At 73.3% G+C, this 25,400-nt stretch carries 24 protein-coding genes; 17 read left to right on the top strand and 7 right to left on the bottom strand.

Annotation, left to right across the window (positions count from 1 at the left end; all coding sequences use genetic code 11):
- Window positions 1-289 precede the first annotated feature (289 nt).
- From ASD33_RS03365 to ASD33_RS03325, 9 genes are all read left to right on the top strand, one after another.
- On the top strand, window positions 290-1,081 hold the full coding sequence (locus ASD33_RS03365) for a TIGR03084 family metal-binding protein (protein ID WP_056552857.1): 792 nt from the start codon (window positions 290-292) through the stop codon (window positions 1,079-1,081).
- The gene (locus ASD33_RS03360) at window positions 1,078-2,922 is read left to right on the top strand and encodes an acyclic terpene utilization AtuA family protein (RefSeq protein ID WP_079044513.1); all 1,845 of its coding nucleotides are present in this window, start codon (window positions 1,078-1,080) and stop codon (window positions 2,920-2,922) included. Before ASD33_RS03365 ends, ASD33_RS03360 begins: the two co-directional genes overlap by 4 nt.
- Window positions 2,919-4,517, top strand: a complete 1,599-nt coding sequence (locus tag ASD33_RS03355; RefSeq protein WP_056552854.1) for a carboxyl transferase domain-containing protein — start codon at window positions 2,919-2,921, stop codon at window positions 4,515-4,517. The genes ASD33_RS03360 and ASD33_RS03355 overlap by 4 nt, the downstream gene beginning before the upstream one ends.
- Before the next feature lie 8 nt (window positions 4,518-4,525).
- Window positions 4,526-6,445 (top strand): biotin carboxylase N-terminal domain-containing protein, encoded by a 1,920-nt coding sequence (locus tag ASD33_RS03350; protein WP_056552852.1) that lies wholly within the window; start codon window positions 4,526-4,528, stop codon window positions 6,443-6,445.
- Window positions 6,442-7,575 carry an acyl-CoA dehydrogenase gene (locus ASD33_RS03345; RefSeq protein WP_056552849.1) on the top strand — a complete coding sequence of 378 codons (1,134 nt, stop codon included), beginning with the start codon at window positions 6,442-6,444 and terminating at the stop codon, window positions 7,573-7,575. Before ASD33_RS03350 ends, ASD33_RS03345 begins: the two co-directional genes overlap by 4 nt.
- Window positions 7,576-7,982: 407 nt before the next feature.
- Window positions 7,983-8,426 carry an excalibur calcium-binding domain-containing protein gene (locus tag ASD33_RS35675; protein ID WP_199863448.1) on the top strand — a complete coding sequence of 148 codons (444 nt, stop codon included), beginning with the start codon at window positions 7,983-7,985 and terminating at the stop codon, window positions 8,424-8,426.
- A gap of 124 nt (window positions 8,427-8,550) precedes the next feature.
- A complete protein-coding gene (locus tag ASD33_RS03335) occupies window positions 8,551-10,128 on the top strand; it encodes an AMP-binding protein (RefSeq protein WP_056552842.1) in 1,578 nt (525 codons plus the stop codon).
- Window positions 10,125-10,847 (top strand): enoyl-CoA hydratase family protein, encoded by a 723-nt coding sequence (locus ASD33_RS03330; protein ID WP_056552838.1) that lies wholly within the window; start codon window positions 10,125-10,127, stop codon window positions 10,845-10,847. Before ASD33_RS03335 ends, ASD33_RS03330 begins: the two co-directional genes overlap by 4 nt.
- Window positions 10,835-11,470: a TetR/AcrR family transcriptional regulator gene (locus ASD33_RS03325; RefSeq protein WP_242426814.1), complete on the top strand. Its 636-nt coding sequence runs from the start codon at window positions 10,835-10,837 to the stop codon at window positions 11,468-11,470. Before ASD33_RS03330 ends, ASD33_RS03325 begins: the two co-directional genes overlap by 13 nt.
- Here ASD33_RS03325 and ASD33_RS03320 read toward each other — a convergent pair.
- Window positions 11,467-12,507: a M36 family metallopeptidase gene (locus ASD33_RS03320; RefSeq protein WP_079044512.1), complete on the bottom strand. Its 1,041-nt coding sequence runs from the start codon at window positions 12,505-12,507 to the stop codon at window positions 11,467-11,469. The two genes, ASD33_RS03325 and ASD33_RS03320, sit on opposite strands and share 4 nt — an antisense overlap.
- A gap of 378 nt (window positions 12,508-12,885) precedes the next feature.
- Here ASD33_RS03320 and ASD33_RS03315 point away from each other — a divergent pair, with 378 nt between their 5' ends.
- On the top strand, window positions 12,886-13,929 hold the full coding sequence (locus tag ASD33_RS03315) for a 2-oxoglutarate and iron-dependent oxygenase domain-containing protein (protein ID WP_056552833.1): 1,044 nt from the start codon (window positions 12,886-12,888) through the stop codon (window positions 13,927-13,929).
- A 177-nt stretch (window positions 13,930-14,106) separates the two neighbouring features.
- Here ASD33_RS03315 and ASD33_RS03310 read toward each other — a convergent pair whose 3' ends face one another.
- Window positions 14,107-15,207 carry a citrate synthase 2 gene (locus ASD33_RS03310; protein ID WP_056552831.1) on the bottom strand — a complete coding sequence of 367 codons (1,101 nt, stop codon included), beginning with the start codon at window positions 15,205-15,207 and terminating at the stop codon, window positions 14,107-14,109.
- A 237-nt stretch (window positions 15,208-15,444) separates the two neighbouring features.
- On the opposite strand from ASD33_RS03310, the gene pdxH reads away from it, so the two are divergent.
- The 3 genes from pdxH to ASD33_RS03295 all read left to right on the top strand — a co-directional run bounded on the left by pdxH (window position 15,445) and on the right by ASD33_RS03295 (window position 18,003).
- Window positions 15,445-16,083 carry a pyridoxamine 5'-phosphate oxidase gene (gene pdxH / locus ASD33_RS03305; RefSeq protein WP_199863447.1) on the top strand — a complete coding sequence of 213 codons (639 nt, stop codon included), beginning with the start codon at window positions 15,445-15,447 and terminating at the stop codon, window positions 16,081-16,083.
- A gap of 136 nt (window positions 16,084-16,219) precedes the next feature.
- Window positions 16,220-17,551, top strand: a complete 1,332-nt coding sequence (locus ASD33_RS03300) for a PAS domain-containing protein (protein WP_056552829.1) — start codon at window positions 16,220-16,222, stop codon at window positions 17,549-17,551.
- Between the two features lie 131 nt (window positions 17,552-17,682).
- On the top strand, window positions 17,683-18,003 hold the full coding sequence (locus ASD33_RS03295) for a hypothetical protein (protein ID WP_063991892.1): 321 nt from the start codon (window positions 17,683-17,685) through the stop codon (window positions 18,001-18,003).
- 59 nt (window positions 18,004-18,062) lie between these two features.
- On the opposite strand, the gene ASD33_RS03290 is transcribed toward ASD33_RS03295, so the two are convergent.
- The gene (locus tag ASD33_RS03290) at window positions 18,063-18,830 is read right to left on the bottom strand and encodes an SIS domain-containing protein (RefSeq protein WP_056552826.1); all 768 of its coding nucleotides are present in this window, start codon (window positions 18,828-18,830) and stop codon (window positions 18,063-18,065) included.
- Between the two features lie 195 nt (window positions 18,831-19,025).
- Here ASD33_RS03290 and ASD33_RS03285 point away from each other — a divergent pair, with 195 nt between their 5' ends.
- A complete protein-coding gene (locus tag ASD33_RS03285) occupies window positions 19,026-19,715 on the top strand; it encodes a metal-dependent transcriptional regulator (RefSeq protein ID WP_056552823.1) in 690 nt (229 codons plus the stop codon).
- Between the two features lie 480 nt (window positions 19,716-20,195).
- Window positions 20,196-21,248: an alpha/beta hydrolase gene (locus ASD33_RS03280; RefSeq protein WP_107103616.1), complete on the top strand. Its 1,053-nt coding sequence runs from the start codon at window positions 20,196-20,198 to the stop codon at window positions 21,246-21,248.
- Window positions 21,249-21,343: 95 nt separating this feature from the next.
- Here ASD33_RS03280 and ASD33_RS03275 read toward each other — a convergent pair whose 3' ends face one another.
- Together ASD33_RS03275 and ASD33_RS03270 are read right to left on the bottom strand one after the other, a co-directional pair.
- The gene (locus ASD33_RS03275; RefSeq protein ID WP_056552820.1) at window positions 21,344-22,483 is read right to left on the bottom strand and encodes a hypothetical protein; all 1,140 of its coding nucleotides are present in this window, start codon (window positions 22,481-22,483) and stop codon (window positions 21,344-21,346) included.
- 102 nt (window positions 22,484-22,585) lie between these two features.
- Window positions 22,586-23,167: a GNAT family N-acetyltransferase gene (locus ASD33_RS03270; RefSeq protein WP_056552817.1), complete on the bottom strand. Its 582-nt coding sequence runs from the start codon at window positions 23,165-23,167 to the stop codon at window positions 22,586-22,588.
- Window positions 23,168-23,377: 210 nt separating this feature from the next.
- On the opposite strand from ASD33_RS03270, the gene ASD33_RS03265 reads away from it, so the two are divergent.
- Window positions 23,378-23,848 carry a carboxymuconolactone decarboxylase family protein gene (locus tag ASD33_RS03265; protein ID WP_056552812.1) on the top strand — a complete coding sequence of 157 codons (471 nt, stop codon included), beginning with the start codon at window positions 23,378-23,380 and terminating at the stop codon, window positions 23,846-23,848.
- A 68-nt stretch (window positions 23,849-23,916) separates the two neighbouring features.
- Window positions 23,917-24,303, top strand: coding sequence for a DoxX family protein (locus tag ASD33_RS03260; protein WP_056552809.1), 387 nt, complete (start codon window positions 23,917-23,919; stop codon window positions 24,301-24,303).
- Between the two features lie 58 nt (window positions 24,304-24,361).
- Here ASD33_RS03260 and ASD33_RS03255 read toward each other — a convergent pair whose 3' ends face one another.
- Window positions 24,362-24,538 (bottom strand): DUF397 domain-containing protein, encoded by a 177-nt coding sequence (locus ASD33_RS03255; RefSeq protein WP_056552806.1) that lies wholly within the window; start codon window positions 24,536-24,538, stop codon window positions 24,362-24,364.
- Window positions 24,535-25,353 (bottom strand): helix-turn-helix transcriptional regulator, encoded by an 819-nt coding sequence (locus ASD33_RS03250; protein WP_056552804.1) that lies wholly within the window; start codon window positions 25,351-25,353, stop codon window positions 24,535-24,537. Before ASD33_RS03250 ends, ASD33_RS03255 begins: the two co-directional genes overlap by 4 nt.
- Window positions 25,354-25,400: the final 47 nt, after the last annotated feature.

Genomic DNA, 25,400 nt, shown 5'->3' with positions numbered 1-25,400 from the left:
AATGTGTGGCGGCCGAGTACGGAGGTGCAGTCGCGGCCCGGAACGCGCGGCGAACCGCTACCCCACTTGGCCTGCTGACACATGAAGCATTCCGCCCGCCGCTCACGTCCGGCTATCGCCTCACTTACGTCCTGCTGCCGTCCCGGCACCGGGGGAGCCCTCCGTACCCCTCCGGGATCACCGTCAGGGGCCCGCAAAATCTAAAGCAAGCACGCTTGATTGTTTCTGGTGTCACTGACATGCTCCTCGCGAAGGCCCGAGACCGCCCGTCCCCCGAGGGGAGCGCACCGTGTCCGACCCCGTCGTCGTCCTCGACGACCTGCGCGACGAGAGTGAAGAACTCGACCGTCTCGTCGGCGAGTTGAGCGAGGAACAGTGGGCCGCGCCCACCCCCGCGCCTGGCTGGACCGTCGCCCACCAGATCGCCCATCTCGCCTGGACCGACCGGGCGGCACTCCTCGCCGCCACCGACGCGGAGGGCTTCGCCGCCGAGACCGAGAAGGCGCTCGCCGCCCCCGACCGCTTCGTCGACGAGGGCGCGGAGGAGGGTGCGAAGCTGCCGCCCGCCGTGCTCCTCGCCCGCTGGCGCGAGGGTCGCGAACGGCTCCAGGAGGCCCTGCGCGCGGTGCCGCCGGGCGTGCGATTCCCCTGGTACGGGCCGCCGATGAGCGCCCCCGCCATGGCCACGGCCCGGCTCATGGAGACCTGGGCGCACGCCCAGGACGTCGCCGACGCCCTCGGCGCGAGCCACCCGCCCACCGCCCGGCTCCGGCACGTCGCCTGGATCGGCCACCGCGCCCGCGACTACGCCTTCCTCGTCCGGGGCCTCCCGGTGCCCGCCGGGCCCGTCCGGGTCGAGATCACCGCGCCCGACGGGGAGTTGTGGACCTACGGCCCCGAGGACGCCGCGCAGAAGGTCACCGGCCCCGCCCTCGACTTCTGCCTCCTCGTCACCCAGCGCGCGCACCGCGACGACACGGCCCTGGTCGCCCACGGCGCCGACGCCGAACGCTGGCTGGGCATCGCCCAGGCCTTCGCGGGCCCGGCGGGCGGCGGGCGCGCCGCGAAGGGGACGGCATGAGGGACGTCCTCCGCATCGGCAACGCCTCCGGCTTCTACGGCGACCGCTTCGACGCCGTCCGCGAGATGCTCACCGGCGGCGAACTCGACGTCCTCACCGGCGACTACCTCGCCGAGCTGACCATGCTCATCCTCGGCCGCGACCAGCTCAAGGACCCCTCGGCCGGGTACGCGAAGACCTTCCTGCGCCAGATGGAGGAGGGCCTCGGCCTCGCCCACGAGCGCCGGGTCCGGATCGTCACCAACGCCGGCGGCCTCAACCCGGCCGGGCTCGCCGACGCCCTGCGCGCGCTCGCCGCGAAGCTCGGCCTGCCGACCCGGATCGCCCATGTGGAGGGCGACCTGCTGCCCGTCACCGGCGGCGCGCTCGCGGCCAACGCCTACCTCGGCGGGGCCGGCATCGCCGCCTGCCTCGCCGCCGGGGCCGATGTCGTCGTCACCGGCCGGGTCACCGACGCCGCCCTCGTCACCGGGCCCGCGCAGTGGCACTTCGGCTGGGGCCCGGAGGAGTACGACCGGCTGGCCGGCGCGGTCGTCGCCGGCCACGTCCTGGAGTGCGGCACCCAGGCCACCGGCGGCAACTACGCCTTCTTCCGCGAGCACGACCCGCGCCTCCTGCGCCGCCCCGGCTTCCCCGTCGCCGAACTCCACGAGGACGGCAGCGCGGTCGTCACCAAGCACCCCGGCACCGGCGGCCTCGTCGACCTCGGCACGGTCACCGCCCAGCTCCTCTACGAGACGGCCGGCGCCCGCTACCCCGGCCCCGACGTGACCACCCGCCTCGACACCGTCCGGCTCACCCCGGAGGGCCCCGACAGGGTCAGGATCGACGGCGTACGGGGCGAGGCGCCGCCCCCGACGCTCAAGGTCGGGCTCAGCCGGCTCGGCGGCTTCCGCAACGAGGTCGTCTTCGTCCTCACCGGCCTCGACATCGAGGCCAAGGCGGCACTCCTCCAGGAGCAGATCCACGACGCCCTGGCGAAGAACCCGCCCGCCGAGACCCGCTGGGAACTCGTCCGCACCGACCGCCCCGACGCCCCCACCGAGGAGACCGCGAGCGCCCTGCTGCGGCTCGTCGTCAGGGACACCGACCCCGAGAAGGTGGGGCGCACCCTGACAGGGGCGGCGATCGAGCTGGCCCTCGCGAGCTACCCCGGCTTCCACGTCACCGCCCCGCCCGGCAGGGGCGCCCCCTACGGGGTCTTCGAGACGGTGTACGTCCCCGCCGCCGAGGTCCCGCACACGGCCGTGCTCCCCGACGGGACCCGTAGGGAGATCCCCGTACCGCGGCGGACCCGGGACCTGGAGCCGGTCCCGGAACCGGCCCTGCCCGAGCCGCTCCGGCCGGGGTCCACCCGGTGCGAGCCGCTCGGCCTGGTCGCCGGAGCCCGCAGCGGTGACAAGGGCGGCGACGCCAACGTCGGCGTCTGGGTCCGCACGGAGGAGGAGTGGCGCTGGCTCGCCCACGCCCTGACCGTGGAGAAGGTCCGCGAACTCCTCCCGGAGACCGCCGGGCTGGTGGTCACCCGGCACCTGCTGCCCCGCCTCCGCGCGGTGAACTTCACGATCGCCGGAATCCTCGGCGAGGGCGTCGCCTCCCAGGCCCGCTTCGACCCCCAGGCCAAGGCCCTCGGCGAGTGGCTCCGCTCCCGCCGCCTCGACATCCCGGAGGAACTGCTGCCCGAGTCCCCGGGCGCAGGCCTCTCACCCGAGCCCCCGGCCGAGCCCCTCTCACCCGAGCCCCCGGCCGAGCCCCTCTCACCCGAGCCCCCGGCCGCCCCCCTCCCACCCCACACCCCGGCCGCACCCCTCCCGCCCGACGACCCGGAGGAAATCCAGTGACCGTCCTCGCCTCCGCCCTCGACACCGGCGGATCCGACTACGCCGCCGCCCGCGCCGCCATGCTCGACAAGCTGACCGCCCTCGACGCCGAGCACGCCAAGGCCCTCGCCGGCGGCGGCGAGAAGTACACGGCCCGGCACCGGGCGCGCGGCAAGATGCTCGCCCGCGAGCGCGTCGAGCTGCTCGTGGACCCCGACTCGCCGTTCCTCGAACTGTCGCCGCTCGCCGCCTGGGGCAGCGACTACGCCGTAGGGGCCTCCCTGATCACCGGCATCGGGGTCGTCGAGGGCGTCGAGTGCCTGATCACGGCCAACGACCCGACCGTGCGCGGCGGCGCCTCCAACCCGTGGACGCTGAAGAAGGCCCTCCGCGCCAACGAGATCGCGTTCGCCAACCGGCTCCCCGTCATCTCGCTGGTCGAGTCCGGCGGCGCCGACCTCCCCTCCCAGAAGGAGATCTTCATCCCCGGCGGGGCGCTCTTCCGCGACCTCACCCGGCTCTCGGCGGCGGGCATCCCCACGGTCGCGGTCGTCTTCGGCAACTCGACGGCCGGCGGCGCGTACGTCCCCGGCATGTCCGACCACACCGTGATGATCAAGGAGCGGTCGAAGGTCTTCCTCGGCGGTCCGCCGCTGGTGAAGATGGCGACGGGCGAGGAGAGCGACGACGAGTCGCTGGGCGGCGCCGAGATGCACGCCCGCACGAGCGGTCTGGCCGACCACTACGCCGTGGACGAGGCCGACGCGCTCCGTCAGGCCCGCCGGATCGTCGCCCGCCTCAACCACCGCAAGGCGCACGCCGATCCGGCCCTCGCGGAGCCGCCGAAGTACGACGAGGACGAACTCCTCGGGATCGTCCCCGGCGACCTCAAGACCCCCTTCGACCCGCGCGAGGTCATCGCGCGGATCGTCGACGGCTCCGACTTCGACGAGTTCAAGCCGCTGTACGGGACCTCGCTCACGACCGGGTGGGCGCGCCTGCACGGCTACCCGGTCGGGGTGATCGCCAACGCGCAGGGCGTCCTGTTCTCCGCCGAGTCGCAGAAGGCGGCGCAGTTCATCCAGCTCGCCAACCAGCGGGACATCCCGCTGCTCTTCCTCCACAACACCACCGGCTACATGGTCGGCAAGGAGTACGAGCAGGGCGGCATCATCAAGCACGGCGCGATGATGATCAACGCGGTGTCGAACTCGAAGGTCCCCCATCTGTCCGTGCTCATGGGCGCGAGCTACGGCGCCGGGCACTACGGCATGTGCGGCCGGGCGTACGACCCCCGCTTCCTCTTCGCCTGGCCGAGCGCCAAGTCCGCCGTCATGGGCCCGCAGCAGCTCGCGGGCGTCCTGTCGATCGTGGCGCGGGCGTCCGCCGCCGCGAAGGGGCAGCCGTACGACGAGGAGGCCGACGCCGGTCTCCGCGCGCTGGTCGAGGCGCAGATCGAGTCCGAGTCGCTGCCGATGTTCCTCTCCGGCCGGCTCTACGACGACGGGGTCATCGACCCCCGCGACACCCGCACGGTCCTCGGGCTGTGCCTCTCCGCGATCCACACGTCACCGGTCGAGGGCGCCCGCGGCGGCTTCGGCGTCTTCCGAATGTGAGGCCCCAGGTGATTTCCACCCTTCTGGTCGCCAACCGGGGCGAGATCGCCTGCCGGGTGTTCCGTACCTGCCGTGAGCTGGGCATCTCCACCGTCGCCGTGTACTCCGACGCGGACGCCGGCGCCCTGCACGTGCGGGAGGCCGACGCGGCGGTACGGCTGCCGGGGGCCGCGCCCTCGGAGACGTATCTGCGCGGGGACCTGGTGGTGGCGGCGGCCCTCGCGGCCGGCGCCGACGCCGTCCACCCCGGCTACGGCTTCCTCTCCGAGAACGCCGACTTCGCGCGGGCGGTGAACGCCGCCGGACTGACCTGGATCGGCCCGCCGCCCGAGGCCATCGAGGCGATGGCGTCGAAGACCCGCGCCAAGGAACTCCTGGGCGTCGCGCCCCTCCGTCCGGAGGACGTGACCGGGACCGACCTGCCCGTGCTGGTGAAGGCGGCGGCGGGCGGCGGCGGCCGGGGCATGCGGATCGTCCGCGAACTCGGCGAGCTGGCAGGGGCGTTGGAGTCCGCTTCGACGGAGGCCGCGAGCGCCTTCGGGGACGGCGAGGTGTTCGTCGAGCCGTACGTCGAGAACGGCCGGCACATCGAGGTCCAGGTCCTCGCGGACACCCACGGCGCCGTCCGGACGCTCGGCGCCCGCGACTGCTCCCTCCAGCGCCGCCACCAGAAGGTGATCGAGGAGACCCCGCCGCCCGGCCTGCCCGCCGACGTCGTGCGGGACCTGTCCGAGGTGGCGACGGACGCCGTGAAGGCGATCGGCTACGTCGGCGCGGGAACGGTCGAGTTCCTGATGGGCGAGAACGGCCGCACGCACTTCCTGGAGATGAACACCCGGCTCCAGGTCGAACACCCGGTGACCGAGGAGCTGTTCGGCGTCGACCTCGTCGCCCTCCAGATCTCCGTGGCCGAGGGCACCCCGCTGACGGACGTCCTGGAGTACGCCGCCGCCGGGGGTCGCAGGGTGGCGCCGGCCGGACACGCCGTCGAGGCGCGGCTGTACGCCGAGGACCCGGCGTCCGGCTGGACCCCGCAGGCGGGCGTGCTGCACCGGCTGGAGTTCCCCGCCGGTCCGGGCCTCCGCGTCGACGCCGGGTACGCCTCCGGGGACACCGTCCCCGTCCCGTACGACTCCCTGCTAGCCAAGGTCATCGCGTACGCACCGACCCGCGCCGAGGCCGTCCGCAAGCTCGCCGACGCCCTCGAACGCACGGTGATCCACGGGCCCGCCACCAACCGGGACCTGCTCGTCGCCTCCCTGCGGCACTCCGAGTTCCGGGAGACCCGCGGCCTCGACACCGGGTTCTACGACCGCAACCTGGCGGCGCTGACCGGCCCCCGGGACGGCGGGGAGCACGCGGCCGTCGCCGCCGCCCTCGCCGGGGCCGCCGCCAACACCGGTCGGTTCGGCGGGGGTTGGCGGAACGTCCGCTCGCAGGAGGAGACGCGGACGTTCGGGGACCACGAGGTCCGCTACCGGCCCGTCAGGGGCGGCGGATACGAGGTCACCGCACCGGAAGGGGTGCGGGTCGTCTCGGCTTCCCCCGACCGCGTACGGCTCGAAGTCGCCGGAGTCGTACGGGACTTCGAGGTCGCCTCGTACGGCGACGGCGTCGTCCACGCCGGGCGCCACCGTCTCGCCGCCGTCCCCCGCTTCACCGACCCCGCCGACCAGCGGGAGCCCGGCTCCCTGCTCGCCCCCATGCCCGGCACCGTCGTCCGGGTCGCGGACGGTCTCGCCGTCGGCGACCGGGTCACCGCCGGGCAGCCGCTCCTCTGGCTGGAGGCCATGAAGATGGAGCACCGCGTCATCGCTCCCGCCTCCGGCACGCTCACCGCGCTCCACGCCGCCCCCGGCCGCCAGGTCGAGGTCGGCACCCTGCTCGCCGTCGTACAGACCGAAGCAACGGAGGAAGACCCCGTATGAGCACCGACATCGAGCCGCAGGAACACACCGAACTCCGCGCCGCCGTCACCGCGCTGGGGCGACGCCACGGCCCCGGCTTCGACCGGGCCGCCCTGTGGGCGGAGGCCGGGAAGCTCGGCTACCTGGGCGTGAACCTCCCCGAGGAGTACGGCGGCGGGGGCGGCGGCATCGCCGAGCTGTCCCTCGTCCTGGAGGAGACGGGCGCCGCCGGGGCCCCGCTCCTGATGATGGTGGTGTCGCCCGCCATCTGCGGCACGGTCATCTCCCGCTTCGGTACGGAGGAGCAGAAGCGGGCCTGGCTCCCCGGCCTCGCGGACGGCTCGAAGACGATGGCCTTCGGCATCACCGAGCCCGACGCGGGTTCCAACTCGCACCGCATCACCACCACCGCCACCCGCACCGAGGACGGCTGGGTGCTCAACGGGCGGAAGGTGTTCGTCTCCGGGGTCGACATCGCGGACGCGACCCTCATCGTCGGCCGCACCTCGGACGCCCGCACCGGCAGCCTCAAGCCCTGCCTGTTCATCGTCCCGCGTGATGCCCCCGGCTTCGGGCGGCGTCACATCGAGATGGAACTCGACGCGGACGAGAAGCAGTTCGAGCTGACCCTCGACGACGTCCACCTGCCGGCGGAGGCGCTCGTCGGCGACGAGGACGCGGGCCTGCTCCAGCTCTTCGCCGGGCTCAACCCGGAGCGGATCATGACGGCCGCGTTCGCGATCGGCATGGGCCGTCACGCCCTGGACCGGGCGGTGGCCTACGCGAAGGAGCGCCAGGTCTGGAAGGCGCCGATCGGCGCCCACCAGGCCATCGCCCACCCCCTCGCACAGGCCCACATCGAGATCGAACTCGCCCGTCTGATGATGCAGAAGGCGGCGCGGCTGTACGACGCGGGTGACGACGTGGGTGCGGGCGAGGCCGCGAACATGGCGAAGTACGCGGCGGCGGAGGCCTGTGTGAAGGCCGTCGACACCGCCGTGCACACGCTCGGCGGCAACGGCCTCACCAAGGAGTTCGGGATCGCCCGCCTGATCACGGCGGCGCGGGTGGCCCGGATCGCCCCCGTCAGCAGGGAGATGATCCTGAACTACGTGTCGAGCCACTCGCTGGGGCTGCCCAAGTCGTACTGATTCCCGGTCGTGGTCGTCGACGGCCGTGGCCCCGGGCGGGCGGCCGTCGGCGACGCGTACCGTCCCGGCCGGACGTCGGCGACGTGAACCGTCCCGGCCGGCCCGGCCGCTGCCGGGCCGTCCTGATGTCTCATCTCGGCCAATCCGCCCTCCGGTTGTGAAGGCCGCGTGTACGATCCCCCCACTTCGGCCACATCTCAGGGCCGTGAGCCAGGGGAGAGACGCGCGTGTACCAGCAGCCCAACCCGTACCAGAGCCCGCCGCCGTGGGTGCCGCAGCGGCGCTGGTGGCAGCATCCGGCCCTGGTCATCGCCCTGCTGGTGATCTTCCCGCCGGGGGGCATAGCCCTGGCCTGGCTGAGCCGCTGGACCGGCCGGACCAAGATCGTGGTGACGGTCGTGTCGGCCCTGTGGTTCGTCTTCGCCCTCGCCGTCGACGACCCGAAGGAGAACGGCACCGACGACCCGAAGCCCGCCGTGACGGTCACGGCCCCGGCGACCCCGACGGCCACCGAGCCGACCCCCACCACCCCGCCGCCGACCACCCCGGAAGCGGCGCCGACCACCCAGTCGCCCACCCCGACTCCGGAGCCCACCACGGCCGAGCCGACCCCGGAACCGACCACGGCCCCGCCCCGGACCACGGCCCCCAGGCCGACCCGCACCCCGGCACCGGCCCCCACCACCCGCGAGCCGGAGCCCGTACGGACGACCGAGGACGCACCCGAAGAGGTCTACTACGCGAACTGCACCGCCGTCCGCGCGGCCGGCGCCGCCCCCATCCACCGCGGGGAACCCGGCTACGACAGCCACCTCGACCGCGACGGCGACGGAGTCGCCTGCGAAGGCTGAACCGCCGTCCCACAAACCATGCAGGCACGCTTGATTGTTTTTCGGAGGGCTGACAGGGTCTCCCCAAGTCCCGCCCGCAGCCGCGATCCTGGCGTCCACTCTCACCTCTCCAGGGGGTCAACGCATGGTGTTCCACAGCGAGTACGAGGCCGTTCCGTCCCTCTCCCTGCCGATCCATGACGTCGTACTCGGCCGCGCCGCCGAGTACGGCGACACCCCGGCCCTCGTCGACGGGGCCGGGGGGCTGACCCTCACCTACGGGCAGGTCGACGCCTTCCACCGGAAGGTCGCCGCCGGGCTCGCCGGGGCCGGTGTGCGGAAGGGGGACGTGCTCGCGCTGCACAGCCCCAACACCGTGCTGTTCCCCATCGCGTTCTACGCCGCCACCCGCGCCGGCGCGGCCGTCACCACCGTGCACCCGCTGGCCACGCCCGAGGAGTTCGCGAAGCAGCTGCGCGACTCCTCGGCGCGGTGGATCGTCACCGTCTCGCCGCTGCTCGCCGCCGCCCGCGCGGCGGCCGAACTCGCCGGCGGCATCGAGGAGATCTTCGTCTGCGACCAGGCCCCGGAGGGTGAGGGCGTCCGCTCGCTGCAGGCCTTCCTCGGCTCCACCGAGGCGCTCCCCGAGATCGTCATCGACCCCGACCGGAACGTGGCGGCCCTCCCGTACTCCTCCGGCACCACCGGCGTCCCCAAGGGCGTGATGCTCACGCACACGTCCATCGCCACCAACCTGGCCCAGCTGGAGCCGGTCATCCCGATGGGCCCGGGTGACCGAATCCTTGCCATTCTTCCCTTTTTTCACATCTACGGGCTCACGGCTCTCATGAACGCCCCCCTCCGCCGGGGCGCCACCGTCGTCGTCCTGCCCCGCTTCGAGCTCGACACCTTCCTCGGCGCCATCCAGGAGCACCGGATCAACGGCCTGTACGTCGCCCCGCCGATCGTGCTCGCGCTCGCCAAGCACCCGGCCGTCGCCGACTACGACCTCTCCTCCCTGGAGTACGTCGTCAGCGCCGCCGCCCCGCTCGACGCGGCCCTCGCCCAGGCGTGCTCGGCCCGGCTCGGGCTGCCGCCGGTCCTCCAGGCGTACGGCATGACGGAGCTGTCCCCGGGCACCCACGTCGTCCCGCTCGGCGCCCCGAACCCGCCGCCCGGCACCGTCGGCAAGCTGCTGCCCTCCACCGAGATGCGCATCCTGTCCCTCGACGACCCGGCGAAGGACGCGGCGCCCGGCGAGGAGGGCGAGGTCGCCATCCGGGGCCCCCAGGTCATGAAGGGCTACCTCGGCCGGCCCGACGCCACCGCCGCGATGATCGACGCCGACGGCTGGGTGCACACCGGCGACATCGGCCGCGTCGACGAGGACGGCTGGCTGTTCGTCGTCGACCGCGTCAAGGAACTCATCAAGTACAAGGGCTTCCAGGTCGCCCCCGCCGAACTCGAAGCGCTCCTCCTCACCCACGAGGGGATAGCCGACGCCGCCGTCATCGGCGTCACCGACGCCGACGGGACCGAGACGCCCAGGGCCTTCGTCGTACGCCAGCCCGCCGCGCCCGGCCTCACCGCCGAGGACGTCATGGCGTACGTCGCCGCCCGCGTCTCCCCGTACAAGAAGGTCCGCAGCGTCGAGTTCATCGACACCGTGCCCCGGGCGGCCTCCGGGAAGATCCTCCGCAGGGAATTGAGGGACCGCGCATGACCCTGGTCGCCGTCACCGAGGAACGGGGCGTCACCACGCTCGCCCTCGACTCCCCGGCCAACCGCAACGCGCTGTCGGCCGCGCTCGTCGCCGAACTCGCCGACGCGCTCACCGACTGCGGCAAGGACCCGGCGGTCCGGGCCGTCGTCCTCACCCACACCGGCTCCACGTTCAGCGCGGGCGCCGACCTGAAGGGCCCCGCGAGCCCGTACGCCTTCGTGGACCTGCTCCGTCAGCTCGTCGAGCTGCCGAAACCGGTCGTCGGCCACGTCACCGGGCACGTACGGGCCGGCGGCCTCGGCCTGCTCGGCGCCTGTGACCTCGTGGTGGCGGGGGAGCGGGCGGACTTCGCCCTCACGGAGGTACGGATCGGCGTCGCGCCCGCCGTCATCTCCCTCACCCTCCTCCCCACCCTCGAACCGCGCGCGGCCTCCCGCTACTACCTGACGGGCGAGCGGTTCGGCGTCCCGGAGGCGATCGGCATGGGCCTGGTGACGGCCGGCGAGGAGGCCCTCCCGGGCATCCTCGACTCCTTCCGCGCCGCCTCCCCGCAGGGCCTGCGGGAGGCGAAGCGGCTGGTCACCGCTAGAGTCCTGGAGACCTTCGAACGTGACGCGGAGGACCTGGTGCAGAGGTCGGCCACGCTCTTCGCCTCGGCCGAGGCACGCGAGGGGATGACGGCCTTCCTCGAACGACGGGACCCCGCATGGCGGCTGTGACCGCGCCCAAGCCGGACCGGAACTCCAAGCCGGACGGGACCGCCAGGCCCGACCGGAACCCCAAGCAGGACCGCAGCCGGGCCACCCGGCAGCGGCTCCTCGAAGCCGCCGTGTCCTGCCTGGCCGAGCACGGCTGGGCGGGCTCCACGGTCGCCGTCGTCGCCGAGCGGGCCGGAGTGTCCCGGGGGGCCGCCCAGCACCACTTCCCGACCCGCGAGGACCTGTTCACCGCCGCCGTCGAGTACGTGGCGGAGGAGCGCTCGCAGGCCCTGCGGGCGGTCCGCACGGACGACCGCGAACAGGCCGTCGCCGCGCTCGTCGGCCTCTACACCGGGCCCCTCTTCCGGGCCGCGCTCCACCTGTGGGTCGCCGCCTCCGACGAGGAACAGCTCCGTGAACGGGTCACGGAGCTGGAGGCCCGCGTCGGGCGCGAGTCGCACCGGATCGCCGTCGAGGTGCTCGGCGCCGACGAGTCCCGCCCCGGAGTCCGCGAGACCGTGCAGGGCCTCCTGGACATGGCCAGGGGCCTGGGCCTCGCGACCCTCCTCACGGACGACCGCGCCCGCCGGGACCGTGTGGTGTCCCAGTGGGCGCGGCTGGTGAACGAGGCGCTGAACGACTAGACGCCCGGGATCGCCCGTGCGCGGAAGGCGTCGCGCACGGCGTTCGCCGCCGTCGTGCCGTACATCTTCTGCGCGGTCGCGACCGTCTTCAGGGCCGCGTCCTCGAAGGTCGTGTCGGCGGCGAAGCCGAACTGGGCGTTCACGATGATCCGGTCGGCGGTGCGGGCGCCGAGCTTGCCCCGGATGTCGAAGAGCGCCCGGGACCAGATCTCGCCGTCCGCGTGGACCTCGCCCTCGACGTCCGCGTACGTCTTGGTGCCGTCGATCCGGCGCAGGCAGTGCGGGGCCGCGCTGTAGCCGGTCGAGTCCCAGTCGCCGACGCAGGCCAGGTCGGCCTTCATCGGCCAGCCGTACTTCGTGACCGCGTTCGAGCCGACCTCCACGGCCAGGTAGTCGCCGAAGGCCTCGCCGATCGCACCCGCCTCGGGGGACGAACCGAAGCCGGGCACCTGGGCGTTGTGCACGGCGTGGCCGTACTCGTGGACGATCACCTCGGCGTCCTCGGCGTCGTCCACCCCGCCCTTGCCGAAGCGGATCTCGGCCTTCTTGTCGGTGAAGAAGGAGTTGTCGGCGCCCCACTGGTTGAGGCGGACCGGCTGCACCCGGTCGTTGGCGCCCGGCAGCTCGCTGCCGAAGCCCAGGCCCTGGAGGTACTCCTGCGCCTCGTTGACCCAGAAGTACGCCATGACCTGCTCGAACTCGTCGTCCGAGCGGTCGTACGAGCCGGCGCCGGCGACCGCGGCGGGCTTGCCGGTCTCCGAGCGGACGGCGGCCCACCTGCCGGACAGCGCGCCGCTCGCGTCGAGGTTCCGCAGCGTGACGGTGGCGTACGCGGAGGCGGGGATGTCGCTCGCCGCGTCCTTGTGGTCGGCGAGGGACTGGTCGCCCGAGGACTGGACCGGGTTCACCATGAAGACCCGGGCCTGGGGGAGCGACGCGGCCGAGGCGCCGGCGGAGGGGAGGAGCGCGGCGGTGGCGGCGACGGCCGCGGTGGCGGTGGCCGCGGCGATCAGGCCGCGGGACGGGCGGCGACTCATGGACATCCTCCTGCGTTGGGATGCTGCGACGAGATGATTGGCATGCGCTTGACATGCGTGGCGGTGATCTTCGCGTACCGCCGCCCCTTTGAACACCCCTGGACCACCGGCCGCGGGACGTGACGCGGGCCACAGTCGAACCCGCCCCGCCGCAGTACGCTGGTCCCATGCCTACGCTCGTACGCCGCCGCCACGTGGACTTCGTCCGCGTCACGAGCATGAGCTGTCGCCGCTCCGCCTGACCCTCACGGCACCGGGGCCACACCACGCCCCCCACCCACGGGTCCCTCGTCCAGAGCCCCTGCCGACCGGCACCCGTGGCCCCCGCCCCACCCCTGGCGGCCGCCCCGGGCACCCGTAGACCCCGCGGACGCATCCATGACTCGCAGCTCGTACACCTCGCAGCTCCCCATCGTCGACCTCTCCGCCGCCGACCGGGACCCGCAGGCCCGGCGCCTCCTCCACGCACAGCTCCACTCCGCCGCCCACGACGTGGGCTTCTTCCAGCTCATCGGGCACGGCGTCACCGAGGCCGAGACCCGGGCCCTGACCTCCGCCATGCGCGCCTTCTTCGCGCTGCCCGAGGCCGACCGGCTCGCCCTCGACAACATCAACTCGCCGCACTTCCGCGGCTACACCCGCGTCGGCGACGAACGCACCGCGGGCGCCCGCGACTGGCGCGACCAGCTCGACATCGGCGCCGAGCGACCCGCGCACGTCCCCGCCCCCTGGGAAGCCCCCTACTGGTGGCTCGAAGGCCCCAACCAGTGGCCCGAGGCCCTCCCCGAGCTGCGGACCGCCGCCCTGCACTGGATCGACCGGCTCAGCGGCGTCGCCGAGCGCCTGCTGCACGAGCTGCTGGCCTCCATCGGCGCGCCCGCGGACTTCTACGACGGCATCTTCGGGCCGCGCGCCCACCCGCACCTCAAGCTGGTGCGCTACCCGGGCAGCAGCGGCGAGGGTGACGACCAGGGCGTCGGCGCGCACAAGGACTACGGCTTCCTCACCCTGCTGCTCCAGGACCAGGTGGGCGGACTCCAGGTGCAGCGCGAGGACGGCGACTTCCACGAGGTGCCGCCGCTGCCCGGCGCGTTCGTCGTGAACCTGGGCGAGCTGCTCGAAGTGGCGACGAACGGCTATCTGGTCGCCACCAACCACCGGGTCGTCTCACCGCCCGGGGCGACGGAGCGCTACTCCGTGCCGTTCTTCTACAACCCGCGGCTCGACGCCCGCATCGAACCGCTGGTCTTCCCGTACGCGGGCACGGCGCCCGGCGTCACGGCCGACCCGGCGAACCCGCTGTTCGCCGAGTACGGGCGCAACGAACTGAAGGGCAAGATGCGGGCGCACCCGCTGGTCGCGGCCCGCCACCACGCGGACCTGCTCCTGCACCCGGAGGCGCAGCCGGCGCTGTCGGTCTAGCCGGCGCCTTACGGGCGTGGCGGCGGCAGCCGGCCTCCGGCTGCCGCCGCGCGGGCGTACGCGGCCAGCCGGCTCCGGCTGCCGCCGCTCATGCGACGACGGCCCTGACTGTGCGGGTCGGGCCGTCGTCGTCCTGCGTGGTGCGTGCGAGGTGCGGGGTGCGTGCTGCGGTCGGGGTCAGCCCGCGATGTCCGCGTAGCCCTCGATCTCGCGCGGGTCCCGCTGGCCCGGGCCCGTGTAGCGGGCCGAGGGGCGCACGAGGCGGCCGGTGCGCTTCTGCTCCAGGATGTGCGCCGACCATCCGGCGGTACGCGCGCACGTGAACATCGAGGTGAACATGTGCGCCGGGACCTCGGCGAAGTCGAGGACGATGGCCGCCCAGAACTCCACGTTCGTCGCGAGGACGCGATCGGGGCGGCGGTTGTGCAGCTCCTCCAGGGCGGCCTTCTCCAGGGCGGCGGCCACCTCGTAGCGGGGGGCGTCCAGCTCCTTCGCGGTACGCCGCAGCACGCGCGCGCGGGGGTCCTCGGCGCGGTAGACGCGGTGGCCGAAGCCCATCAGGCGCTCGCCCTTGTCCAGCGCCTGCTTCACCCACGCGGTGGCGTCGCCGGTCCGCTCGATCTCCTCGATCATGCCGAGGACGCGGGAGGGCGCGCCGCCGTGCAGCGGGCCGGACATGGCGCCGACGGCTCCGGAGAGGGAGGCGGCCACGTCGGCGCCGGTGGAGGCGATCACGCGGGCGGTGAAGGTCGACGCGTTCATGCCGTGCTCGGCGGCGGAGGTCCAGTAGGCGTCGACGGCCTTCACGTGCTTCGGGTCGGGCTCGCCGCGCCAGCGGATCATGAAGCGCTCGACGACCGACTCGGCCTTGTCGATCTCGCTCTGCGGGACCATCGCGACGCCCTGGCCGCGCGCGGACTGGGCCACGTACGAGAGGGCCATGACGGCGGCCCGGGCGAGGTCGTCGCGGGCCTGCTCGGCGGAGATGTCCAGGAGCGGCTTGAGGCCCCACACGGGGGCGAGCATCGCGAGCGCGGACTGCACGTCGACCCGGATGTCGCCGGAGTGGACCGGGATCGGGAACGGCTCCGCGGCCGGCAGGCCCGGGTTGAAGGCGCCGTCGACGAGGAGGCCCCAGACGTTGCCGAACGAGACGTGACCGACGAGGTCCTCGATGTCGACGCCGCGGTAGCGGAGGGCGCCGCCTTCCTTGTCGGGTTCGGCGATCTCCGTCTCGAACGCGACGACTCCTTCGAGCCCGGGTACGAAGTCGGACATCAGGCGGCTCCTCTAATCGATGATCGATCAACCGAGTACTGGTCGATGGTCGGGTTTCAACAGTCGTCCAGCCCCAGAGTCTGTACGGTTCCGATGATGCGGGGAAGCGTGACATCCGGCACACTCCGCCGATCCGGCGAGTGAGGATTGGCGGCGGGCGGTGCCGGGCAAACTGAGGCGCTGACGCACAATGACTCCGTGACCGATCCCGTGACCGACGCCCTGGATCCCGCCGACATGCGCGAGCAGTACCGCACCACGGAGCTGTCCGCCGCCGACCTCGCGCCCGAGCCGATCGCGCAGTTCACCCGCTGGTTCAAGGAGACCGCCGCCAACCCGGCGATCCACGAGCCGAACGCGATGATCGTCTCCACGGCCACGCCCGACGGCCGCCCCTCCTCCCGGACCGTCCTGCTCAAGCACTACGACGAGGCCGGATTCGTCTTCTTCACCAACTACGACTCCCGCAAGGGCGCGGAGATCGCGGCCAACCCGTACGCCTCGCTGCTCTTCCCCTGGCACCCGCTGGCCCGCCAGGTCATCGTCACCGGCCGCGCCGAGCGCGTCGGCCGCGAGGAGACCGCCGCCTACTTCCGCACCCGCCCGCACGGCTCGCAGCTCGGCGCCTGGGCGAGCCGCCAGTCCTCGGTGATCGCCTCCCGCGAGGAACTCCTCGCCCGCTACGAGGAGCTGGCCGCCCGCCACCCCGAGGGCTCCCAGGTCCCGGTCCCGCCCGAGTGGGGCGGCATCAGGGTCGTCCCGGACGCCGTCGAGTTCTGGCAGGGCCACGAGAACCGCCTCCACGACCGCCTCCGCTACGTCCGCGAGGGCGGCCCGCGGGGCGAGACCTGGCGGGTGGAGCGGCTGGCCCCGTAAGGGCCGGGGTGCCGGTGCCGGCGGCCATCCCCTCATCGCCCGATTCGTATGCGTTTCCGCGATGCAACGATTTCGGTGAAGGTGATGTGCCCTGCGTCACGTTCCAGTTGAATGGCCGCAGCATGGGGGGTGCGGCATGAGTGCATTCACGGGGTCCGCGAGCGAGACCGCTTCCGTTCCCGGGGCGGGGGCCGATCTGCTGGCCGCGCTGCTCGACGGGATGGACGCGGCGCTCTGCGCCTTCGACGCCGACGGGACGGTCACCCACTGGAACCGCGAGGCCGAGCGGATCCTCGGCTGGTCCGCGGGCGAGGCCGTCGGACGCCGCGGTTTCGAGGGCTGGGCCGCGCGCAGCGCCGACTCCGAGGACATCCTGAACCGGCTGATGGGCGTCATGAAGGGCCCCGGCCGGCAGGTCCACGAGCTGGCCCTGCTCCGCAAGGACGGCGGCCGGGTGCTCGTCCGCAGCCAGGCCGCCGGGGTGCGCGGCGCCGACGGGGCGCCGGCGGGCGTGTACTGCGCGTTCAGCGAGGTCCACGTACAGCTCGACCTGGAGCGTTCGGTGGCCCTCAGCGAGGCCCTCTTCGAGGACGCCTCCTGGGGTGTCGTCCTCGTCGACGCCGACCTGCGCCCCGCGATGGTCAACGGGCACGCCGCCCGCGCCCTCGGCACCGGGCGCACGGCCCTGCTCGGGCGCCCGCTGGGCGATGTGGTCGTCCAGGGCGCCGAGGAGCTGGAGGCCGCCCTGCAGCACGTCCTCGCGGAGGGCACCCCGCCCGCGCCCGCCGAGGTCTGGGTGACGCTGCGGACCTCCGCCGGGGAGGAGCGCCGCCGGTGCTGGCGCAGCGGCTTCCTGCGGCTGGCCTCGCCGATGGCGGAGGAGCCGGTGCCGCTGGGCGTGGCCTGGCTGTTCCAGGACGTCACCGAGGAGCGGCTCGCGGCGCGGCAGGCGGACCGGCTGCGGTTCCGGTGGAGCCAACTGCACCGGGCGGGCGCGGCGGCGGCGGAGTGCGAGGACCCGGCGGAGGCCGCGGCCGTCCTGCTCGACTTCGCCCTGGCCGGGTTCGCGGACCACGCCCTCGTCGACCGGGTGGCGGGCGAGCGCCGCCTCACCCGCGCCCTGGCCACCCCGGCGACCGCCCCCGGCCCCGCGTCGCCGGTCGTGGGCGGCGGCATCCCGCTGCGGTACGGGCCGCGGCACCCGGCGCTCCAGGCCTGGGACCGGGTGGGCACGGTACGGGCGAGCGCGGGCCGGACGGCCGAGGTGTGGGCGGAGGCCCACCAGTGGCCGGGGGACGCGGCGCACGCGGTGTGCGTCCCGCTGCGCTCCCGGGGCCGGACGCTCGGCGTCGTCACCTTCCTGCGCGCCGCCTGCCGTCCCCCGTTCGAGCGGGACGACGTGGTCCTCGCGGAGGCGGTGGCGACGAGGGTGGCGGCGGCGCTGGACCTGGGCGACACCACCCCTTAGGGCGTGTCCGGGACGTCCCGGACGGGCCGGGCAAGGAAGGGGTCAGGTTTCTGCCGGGGTCCGGCATGGACGGCCCCGATGGGGCGGGACGACCATGAGGGTCTCCGGTCGGACCGGAAGAGGGGGATCTCATGGCGTGGATGGTGGGAGCGGGGATGCTCCTGGGGCTGGTGGTGATCACGCTGGGCGTGCTGACGCTCCGGACGGGCTGGGTTCCGCCCTGGACCCGCCGGCACGTCACCAGGCCCCGGCTCCAGGGCGTCGGGGCGGTGCTGACGGGCCTGGCCGTCCTGCTGCCGGGGCTGGCGTACTTCGGCGTCCTGCCGGGCCTCTCCTGGGAGGTCCGCTTCTTCGGCCAGCTCACCCTGATGTTCACCGGGCTCGGCTGCATCGGCATGAGCCAGCTGCTGTCGCCCCCGCGCGGCAGGACCGGGCACCCGGCCGCCGAGTAGCGGCCGGTGCGTCTGGTCGTCCGGCCGGTGCCCGGCGTCGGGTCCGTCCGGTGCCGGTCTCAGTGCCGGTAGAAGATCCGGTCGCCGTACTCCGTCATCACACGGCCGTTCCACTCGTGCCCGCCGTCGACGTTGCCGGAGCGCAGCAGCGGCGGCTCGATGCCGCGGCGGACCAGTTCCTCGGCGGCGGCGGCCATCGTGGCCTGCATGAGGGCGCTGGTGACGACGGTGGACGCGGGGGCGAAGGGCGCCTCGATGCCCTCGTGGGTGAGCTCGGCGTCGCCGACGGCGATCTTCGAGTCGAGGACGATGTCGCAGTGGTCCTTGAGGTAGGTCCCCGAGACGTGCCGGGACTTCGTCTCCGTCCCGTACGCCACCGAGGTGACGCCGATGACGGTGAGGCCGAGCGCGCGGGCGTTCATGGCCATCTCGACGGGCAGGGCGTTCCGCCCGGAGAGCGAGATGATGATCAGGACGTCCCCGGCCTTGGCGGGGGAGGAGTCCAGGACCGCCCCGGCGAGGCCGTCGACCCGTTCGAGGGCGGAGCCGAGCGTGGCCGGCATGACGTCGACGCCGACGACGCCCGGGACCACGAGCAGGTTCATCAGGGCGAGGCCGCCGGCCCGGTAGACGACGTCCTGGGCGGCGAGCGAGGAGTGGCCCGCGCCGAACGCGAAGAGCCGGTTGCCGTTCGCGACGGCCTCCGCGATGGCGGCGCCCGCGGCGGCGATCTCGGCCGAGTCGCCGTCCCGCACCTGCTGGAGCAGGCCGATCGCGGCGTCGAAGAACTGTCCGGCCAGTTTGCTCTCGCCCGCGCTGTCGCCCATTCCGGAAGCTCCTTCTCGTCGCCGTGGTGTCGCCGGTCGTGTCATGGTCGTGCCCTGGTCGCCGATCACGGTGCGGTCTGGACCATTGCTCTGTCAATACCGCCTTCACCGCGCCTTCACCCGGTGCGGCCCGGTTGTCGGCGCGATGCGTCAGAATTGGTGCAGGGCCAGCGCACGACTCATCGAGGGGCACGTATGTCCGGACTGATCGACACCACGGAGATGTATCTCCGCACCATCCTCGAGCTCGAGGAGGAAGGCGTGGTCCCCATGCGCGCCCGGATCGCCGAGCGGCTCGACCAGAGCGGCCCGACGGTGAGCCAGACGGTGGCCCGGATGGAGCGCGACGGCCTGGTGGCCGTCGCCAGCGACCGGCACCTGGAGCTCACGGACGAGGGCCGCCGCCTCGCCACCCGCGTCATGCGCAAGCACCGCCTCGCGGAGTGCCTGCTCGTCGACGTGATCGGCCTGGAGTGGGAGCAGGTGCACGCCGAGGCCTGCCGCTGGGAGCACGTGATGAGCGAGGCCGTGGAGCGGCGCGTCCTCGAGCTGCTGCGTCACCCGACGGAGTCGCCGTACGGGAACCCGATCCCGGGCCTCGAAGAGCTCGGCGAGAAGGCGGAGGCCGAGGCCTTCCTCGACGACTCGATGGTCTCGCTGGCGGACCTGGACGCGAGCGAGGGCAAGACCGTGATCGTGCGGCGGATCGGCGAGCCGATCCAGACGGACGCCCAGCTGATGTACACGCTGCGGCGCGCGGGCGTGCAGCCCGGCTCCGTGGTGTCGGTGACGGAGTCCCCCGGCGGCGTCCTGGTGGGCAGCAGCGGCGAGGCGGCCGAGCTGGACGCGGAGGTCGCGGCGCACGTGTTCGTCGCGAAGCGCTGAGGCCGAGCCACTGAGAAGGGGCGCCCCGCAGGTCGACAGGACCGGCGGGGCGCCCCTCTCCGCTCTTCCGGGCCGCCGCGCGGCCCTGACCCGGTGGTCCGGCCGCGTGCCGCGCGCCCCGTTTTACGCCGGAATCGCCACGCCCGCGCCCCGGCCGTGCCACGCTGGTATGTCCAGGGCGCGGCGGGTGGGGGATTGGGGTGGGGCATGCGGGCCGAAGACGACAGAGGGCCCCGGCGCCCATGGGCGCCGGGGCCTGTCCTCCCCTGTTCTGACCTGGAGCCCCGAGCTCTCAAGGTCAGTCCCGCCGGACCCCTTTTCCCCGAGTGGTCCGCCTCCCGCTCAAGATCTCCCCTCGGCAGCGGCTGCCAATCCTTGAGCCCTGTCACTCGAACGAGGGGTGTTGCGCGGCAGTAGCGCATTTTCGAATACGAGTTCGATAGTCTGGCGTGGTTCGACGGGAAAGAGGGGGTGCCAGGGATGGCGCGACGACTCGACGTCACCGGAGCCGACGGTGTTCGGCTGGCGGCCTGGGACTACACACCCGGGGGTCATACGGCCGGGAGCCCCGGCATCCCCGGGATTCCTGGCGGCCCCGGCAGTCCCGCACCCGCACCCGCGTCCGGCGTGCGCGGGATCATCCCGCAGCCCGGTCCGGACACCGCCCCGAGCCCCGGCGGCCACACCGCCCCGCGCCCCGGCGGCCACACCGTCCCCCGCCCCGCGCGGCCCCCGGCCGCTCCCGCTCCCGCTCCCGCTCCCGGCGCTCCCGGGGTGTTACTCCTCCACGGCCTGATGGGCCACGCGGGCCACTGGGCCCCCGCCGTCCGCCGGCTCACCGGCGGGCACCGGATCGTCGCCCTCGACCAGCGCGGTCACGGCGCGAGCGGAAAGCCCGCAGCCGGCCCCTTCACCCGCGAGGCGTACGTGGCGGACGCCGCCGCCGTCGTCGAGCAGCTCGGCCTCGGCCCGGTCACCCTCGTCGGCCACTCCATGGGCGCCCTGACCGCCTGGCAGCTGGCCGCCGAGCGCCCCGACCTCGTACGGGCCCTCGTCATCTGCGACATGCGGGCCTCGGCCCTCGGGGCGGCCTCGCAGCGGGCCTGGCAGGACTGGTTCCGCGGCTGGCCCGCGCCCTTCCCGTCCCTCCCGGCCGTCCACCGCTGGTTCGGCGACGAGGACCCGTGGGTGGAGACGCCCCACCCGGCGCGGGGCGCCTTCTTCGCCGAGGTGATGGCCGAGCACCCGGACGGCTGGCGTCCGGTCTTCGACCCGGAGCAGATGCTGACCTCCCGCGAGACCTGGGTGCACGACGCCCACTGGGACTCGCTCGCCCAGGTCCGCTGCCCGACCCTCGTCGTCCGCGGCCTGGACGGCGAACTGGGCCGCGCCGAGGCCCAGGAGATGGTCCGGGTCCTGCCCCGGGGCGCGTACGCGGAGGTCCCCGACGCCGGCCACCTCCTCCACTACACCCACCCGGAGGCCTGGAGCGAGGCCGTGGAGCCCTTCCTGAACGGCGTGCTCACACCGTAGGCCGGGCGGACCGGGACCTACGGCGTGCTCACACCGTAGGCCGGGCGGACCGGGACCTACGGCGTGCTCACGCCGTAGCCCGGGGAACCGGGCCCCTACTGGACGCGGAAGTCCACCACCGGGGGGATGGTCCACCGGCTCGGGTCCGGGGTCACGGTGTTGCCCCGGACCGCGGCGGGCAGCGCGGTCATCACGGCCAGGGCGGCGGCGACGCCGAGGAGCGCGCTGAGCCCGTCCGAGACGAGACCGAGGAGGACCGGGGTCAGGGCGGCCGCGGCGAGCGCGAACCACAGCAGCATCCGGCCGTGGACGGCGGCGCGGAAGTACGGGCGGGGGCGCACCGGACGGGCCCGCAGGCCGGGCGTGGTGGCGTGCAGGTTCGTGGGGTCGGTCAGATAGCGGTCGGTGTAGTCGTGGGCCGCGTAGCCCCACACCATGTCGCCGGTGTCGGCGATGACGGCCACCGGGTACGCCGGGCGGTTGCTGTTCCGGGTGGCGGCGAGGACCGGCTGCCACCGCTCCGGCCAGTAGACCCAGACCTGGCGGCCCTTGAACCGGGGCCCGAAGAAGGCGAGTTGGTTACGGGCGTGGTCCGGGCCCATGAGGCTGCTGAGGAGGCCGTGGGTGCCGTACCACTTCCCCTTGGCGTCCTGGAGCTTCAGGTGCTGGGCGTGTTCGAACGGCGGGTCGATGAGCTTGGTGCAGTCCTCGGGCACGATCCGGTTCCACTCGCCGCCCGCCGACTCGAAGCGGACGGCGATCACCCGGCCCGCCCGGGCGTCCGCGGCGAGCAGCCGCTGCGCCTCCGGCAGCCGCCGTACGAGCAGGTGCTTGACCGTCAGGAAGAGGACGACGGCGGTCCAGGTGAAGAGCGGCAGGGCGCCCAGGACGACGTAGGCGAGGTGGATCTCGCCGTGGGCGGCGTAGCGGAACACGGCCCAGGGCGCGAAGGCGTAGACCGTCGAACCGGCCGTCAGATACCAGTCGACGGGGTTGCGCGGCAGCACGGACGGCAGGGCCGTCATGGGTCCGGGGGCCGGCTCCGGCGGGCCGAGCGGTGCCTCCCGCCGGGTGAGCACCGCCCATGCGCCGATGCAGGCCGCCGTCGCGAGGACGGCGGCCAGGACGTCCCAGCGGACGCCGTCGGCCTTGTCGCGGAAGAGGAAGAGGGCGACGGCGACGGCGGCGCAGACCAGGGCGGCGGCGCGCAGGGATTCGGTGACGGTGTGTCTCACGGGAGTCCTGGGGTTCGGTCCGACGAGGGGGGAGAGGTACGAAGATCGGCTCAACGTACCGACGCCGCCGGGGCGGACGGAACCCTTCCCGCCGGGCCCGCGTCAGTGCTCCTTGGCAGGTCCCGCGCCGGGGTTCCGGGACAGGTGCCAGACCTGGAGTTCGCCGGTCTCGGCCGGGGCGAGCGCTTCGGCGGGGCGCCGCTCGCCCGCCGTGAACCCGAGCCGGGCGGGAACGGCGCCGCTCGCCCGGTTCGCCGGATCGTGGACGATCTCGACGCGCTCGACACCGGGCATCCGGAACGCCTCCTCCACCAGCGCGCGGGCCGCCCGGGTCACCACACCCCGGCCGGTCGCGGCCGGATGCAGCCAGTAGCCGACCTCCACGGCGCCGTCCGGGGTGTCCTCGTGCCGGTGCAGCCCGCAGGAGCCGACGAGGGCGCCGTCGAGCACGATCGCGTACGTGTACGAGGCCCCGCTCGCCCATGCCGCGGGCAGCCCCGCGAGGAAGGCGGTCCCCCGGTCGGGGCTGTGCTCGGAGGCCCAGGGCATCCACGGCCGCAGATGGTCGAGCGACTCCTCGACGACCCGGAGGAACTCGGGAAGGTCCGCCACGGCGTCGAACACGCGCAGGGTGAGCGCGTCGTCGAGGGCGATCACGGGCCTGGGTACGGCGAGGAGGTCCATGCGGCGAGGATCGTACGGGGCACCCGCCGCGGGCAAGGGAATTCGGCGGGCCGGGGCCGGGGCGGGCGCGGGCCGCGAGTCCTGGGCCGGGGAGCGGTCCGCGACCGGCGCGGGCGCCGCGAGACGCAGGTCACATTCCGCCGTGTCACATCCCGGAGGGCCCGTCCCGTCCTGGGGGTGTAGTCAACGACCACGACGGAGGAGCCCGCCATGACCGCTCGCCTGAACATGTTCGCCAGCCAGATCTCCGGCAAGGTCTGGAAGCACATCATCGCCGCCAACCAGGCCCTCGCGGACTCGACCCTGCCGCACGCGACGCAGGAGCTCGTGAAGATCCGGGCCAGCCAGATCAACGGCTGCGCCTACTGCCTCGACATGCACACCAAGGACGCCACCGCCGCCGGTGAGACCTCGGTCCGCCTCCACCTCGTCGCCGCCTGGCGGGAGGCCACGGTGTTCACGGACGCCGAGCGCGCGGCCCTCGAAGTGACCGAGTACGGCACCCGCCTGGCCGACGGCGGCGGCGTCCCGGACGAGGTCTGGGAGAACGCGGCCAAGCACTACGACGAGGAGCAGCTCGCCGCGCTCGTCGCCCAGATCGCGATCATCAACGCCTTCAACCGGGGCAACGCCATCATCCAGCAGCCGGCCGGCGACTACCGCCCGGGCCAGCACGGCTGACACCCGGCAACCATCACCGCGACCGCCGCCCCGCCCCGTAACCGCCCTTCCCCGTAAAGGAGACAGCCGTGAACATCGCGCTGTGGATCGTCGCCGGACTCCTCGCCGCCGCCTACCTGGCCGGTGGCATGTACAAGGTCGTCGTCCCCAAGACGAAGATCGCCGCCGCCGGTCCGAGCGGGCAGTGGGTCGACGACTTCAGCGCGGGGAGCGTGAAGGCCATCGGAGCCCTGGAGGCCCTGGGGGCCGTCGGGCTGGTGCTGCCCGCCCTGCTCGGCACGGCGCCGGTCCTGGTGCCACTGGCCGGGGTGGGGCTGATGATCGTCATGGCGGGAGCGGCGGTCGTACGGGTACGGCGCAACGAACTGAAGCTCGTGGCCGTGGACCTGGCCTACCTGGTCCTCATCGGCTTCGTGGTCTGGGGCCGCTTCGGCCCGGAGGCCTTCACGGGCTGAGCGCCTTGCCGTGGGCCCCGGGACGGACGACCGTCCCGGGGCCCACGGCTGCGCGGGCTCAGCCGAGCTGGGCGAGGAAGGCGGCCCAGGCGGTGGGGGAGACCTCGAAGGACGGGATCAGGGTGTCCTTGGAGTCCCGGACGTGGACGGTGTGGGGGCAGGTGGCGACCTCGACGCAGTCGCCACCCTGGGGGCTGCTGTAGCTGCTCTTGAACCAGTGGAGATCGTTGCTCATAGCTTCCGTGCCACCTGTTCGATGAAGTCTGCTGATTCTTCGGGGGTGAGTGCTTGGGCCCGCAACGAACCGTATCGAGCGAAGGCGTCACCCAACTCGGGCTGCTCGGTGAGAAAGTACCTGCCGCTCTGCCACTCGACATAGACGAGTTGCCCTTTGCGGGCTTCCGTCTCCAGCAGGGTGAACGGACCATCGAGCCCGGCATGGGTCTCCCGGTCCTCCGGCATGACCTGGATCTCGACGTTGCGAAGTCGGGCGACATCAAGGATGTGGATCAGGTTGTCCCTGAGGATCTGGGATCCGCCGATCGGGCGGGTGAGTGCGGTCTTCTCCAGAACGAACCTGATCAGCGTGAAGGGCTTGCGGTGGAACACCGCGTGTCTCGCCATGCGGTTCTCGATCATCGCCTCCCGCTCGTCGTCCTCCCAGGGAGGGTTGGCGCAGTTGAAGACGGCTCGTGCGTAGTCAGGGGTCTGGAGCAGCCCGGGGATCAACTGGTTCGCGTACGCGTGGATCCCGGCGGCCTTCGCCTCCTCCTCCAGGTAATCCTCGAACCAGGCGGCCACCGCGCTGAGCGGTACCTCCGCGGCCACCTCCAGAAGTGCACCTTGTGCACCCAGCATCCCGTCGGCGATGGCGACGAAGTCTCCCTTCGCGCGCCGCTCCCCGCGCTCGATCATGGCCACTTGGGACTTCGAGTATCCGGTTTCCCGGCCCAGCGCCTCCTGCGAGATCCCGGCCCGTTCCCGGTAGAACCGCAGCAGTCTCCCGAAGGCCTTCGCGGCCCCTGGGCTCCTGCTGTTCCCCTTGTTCACAGCCCACCTCCCCGAGTGCACAGTCCTGCACAAACGGACTGTGTCGC

This window comes from Streptomyces sp. Root1304 (assembly GCF_001426405.1).
In the GTDB taxonomy this organism is placed as follows: domain Bacteria; phylum Actinomycetota; class Actinomycetes; order Streptomycetales; family Streptomycetaceae; genus Streptomyces.
Note: the sequence above shows the minus strand (reverse complement) of the source record. Positions and strands in the feature narration are given on the sequence as shown.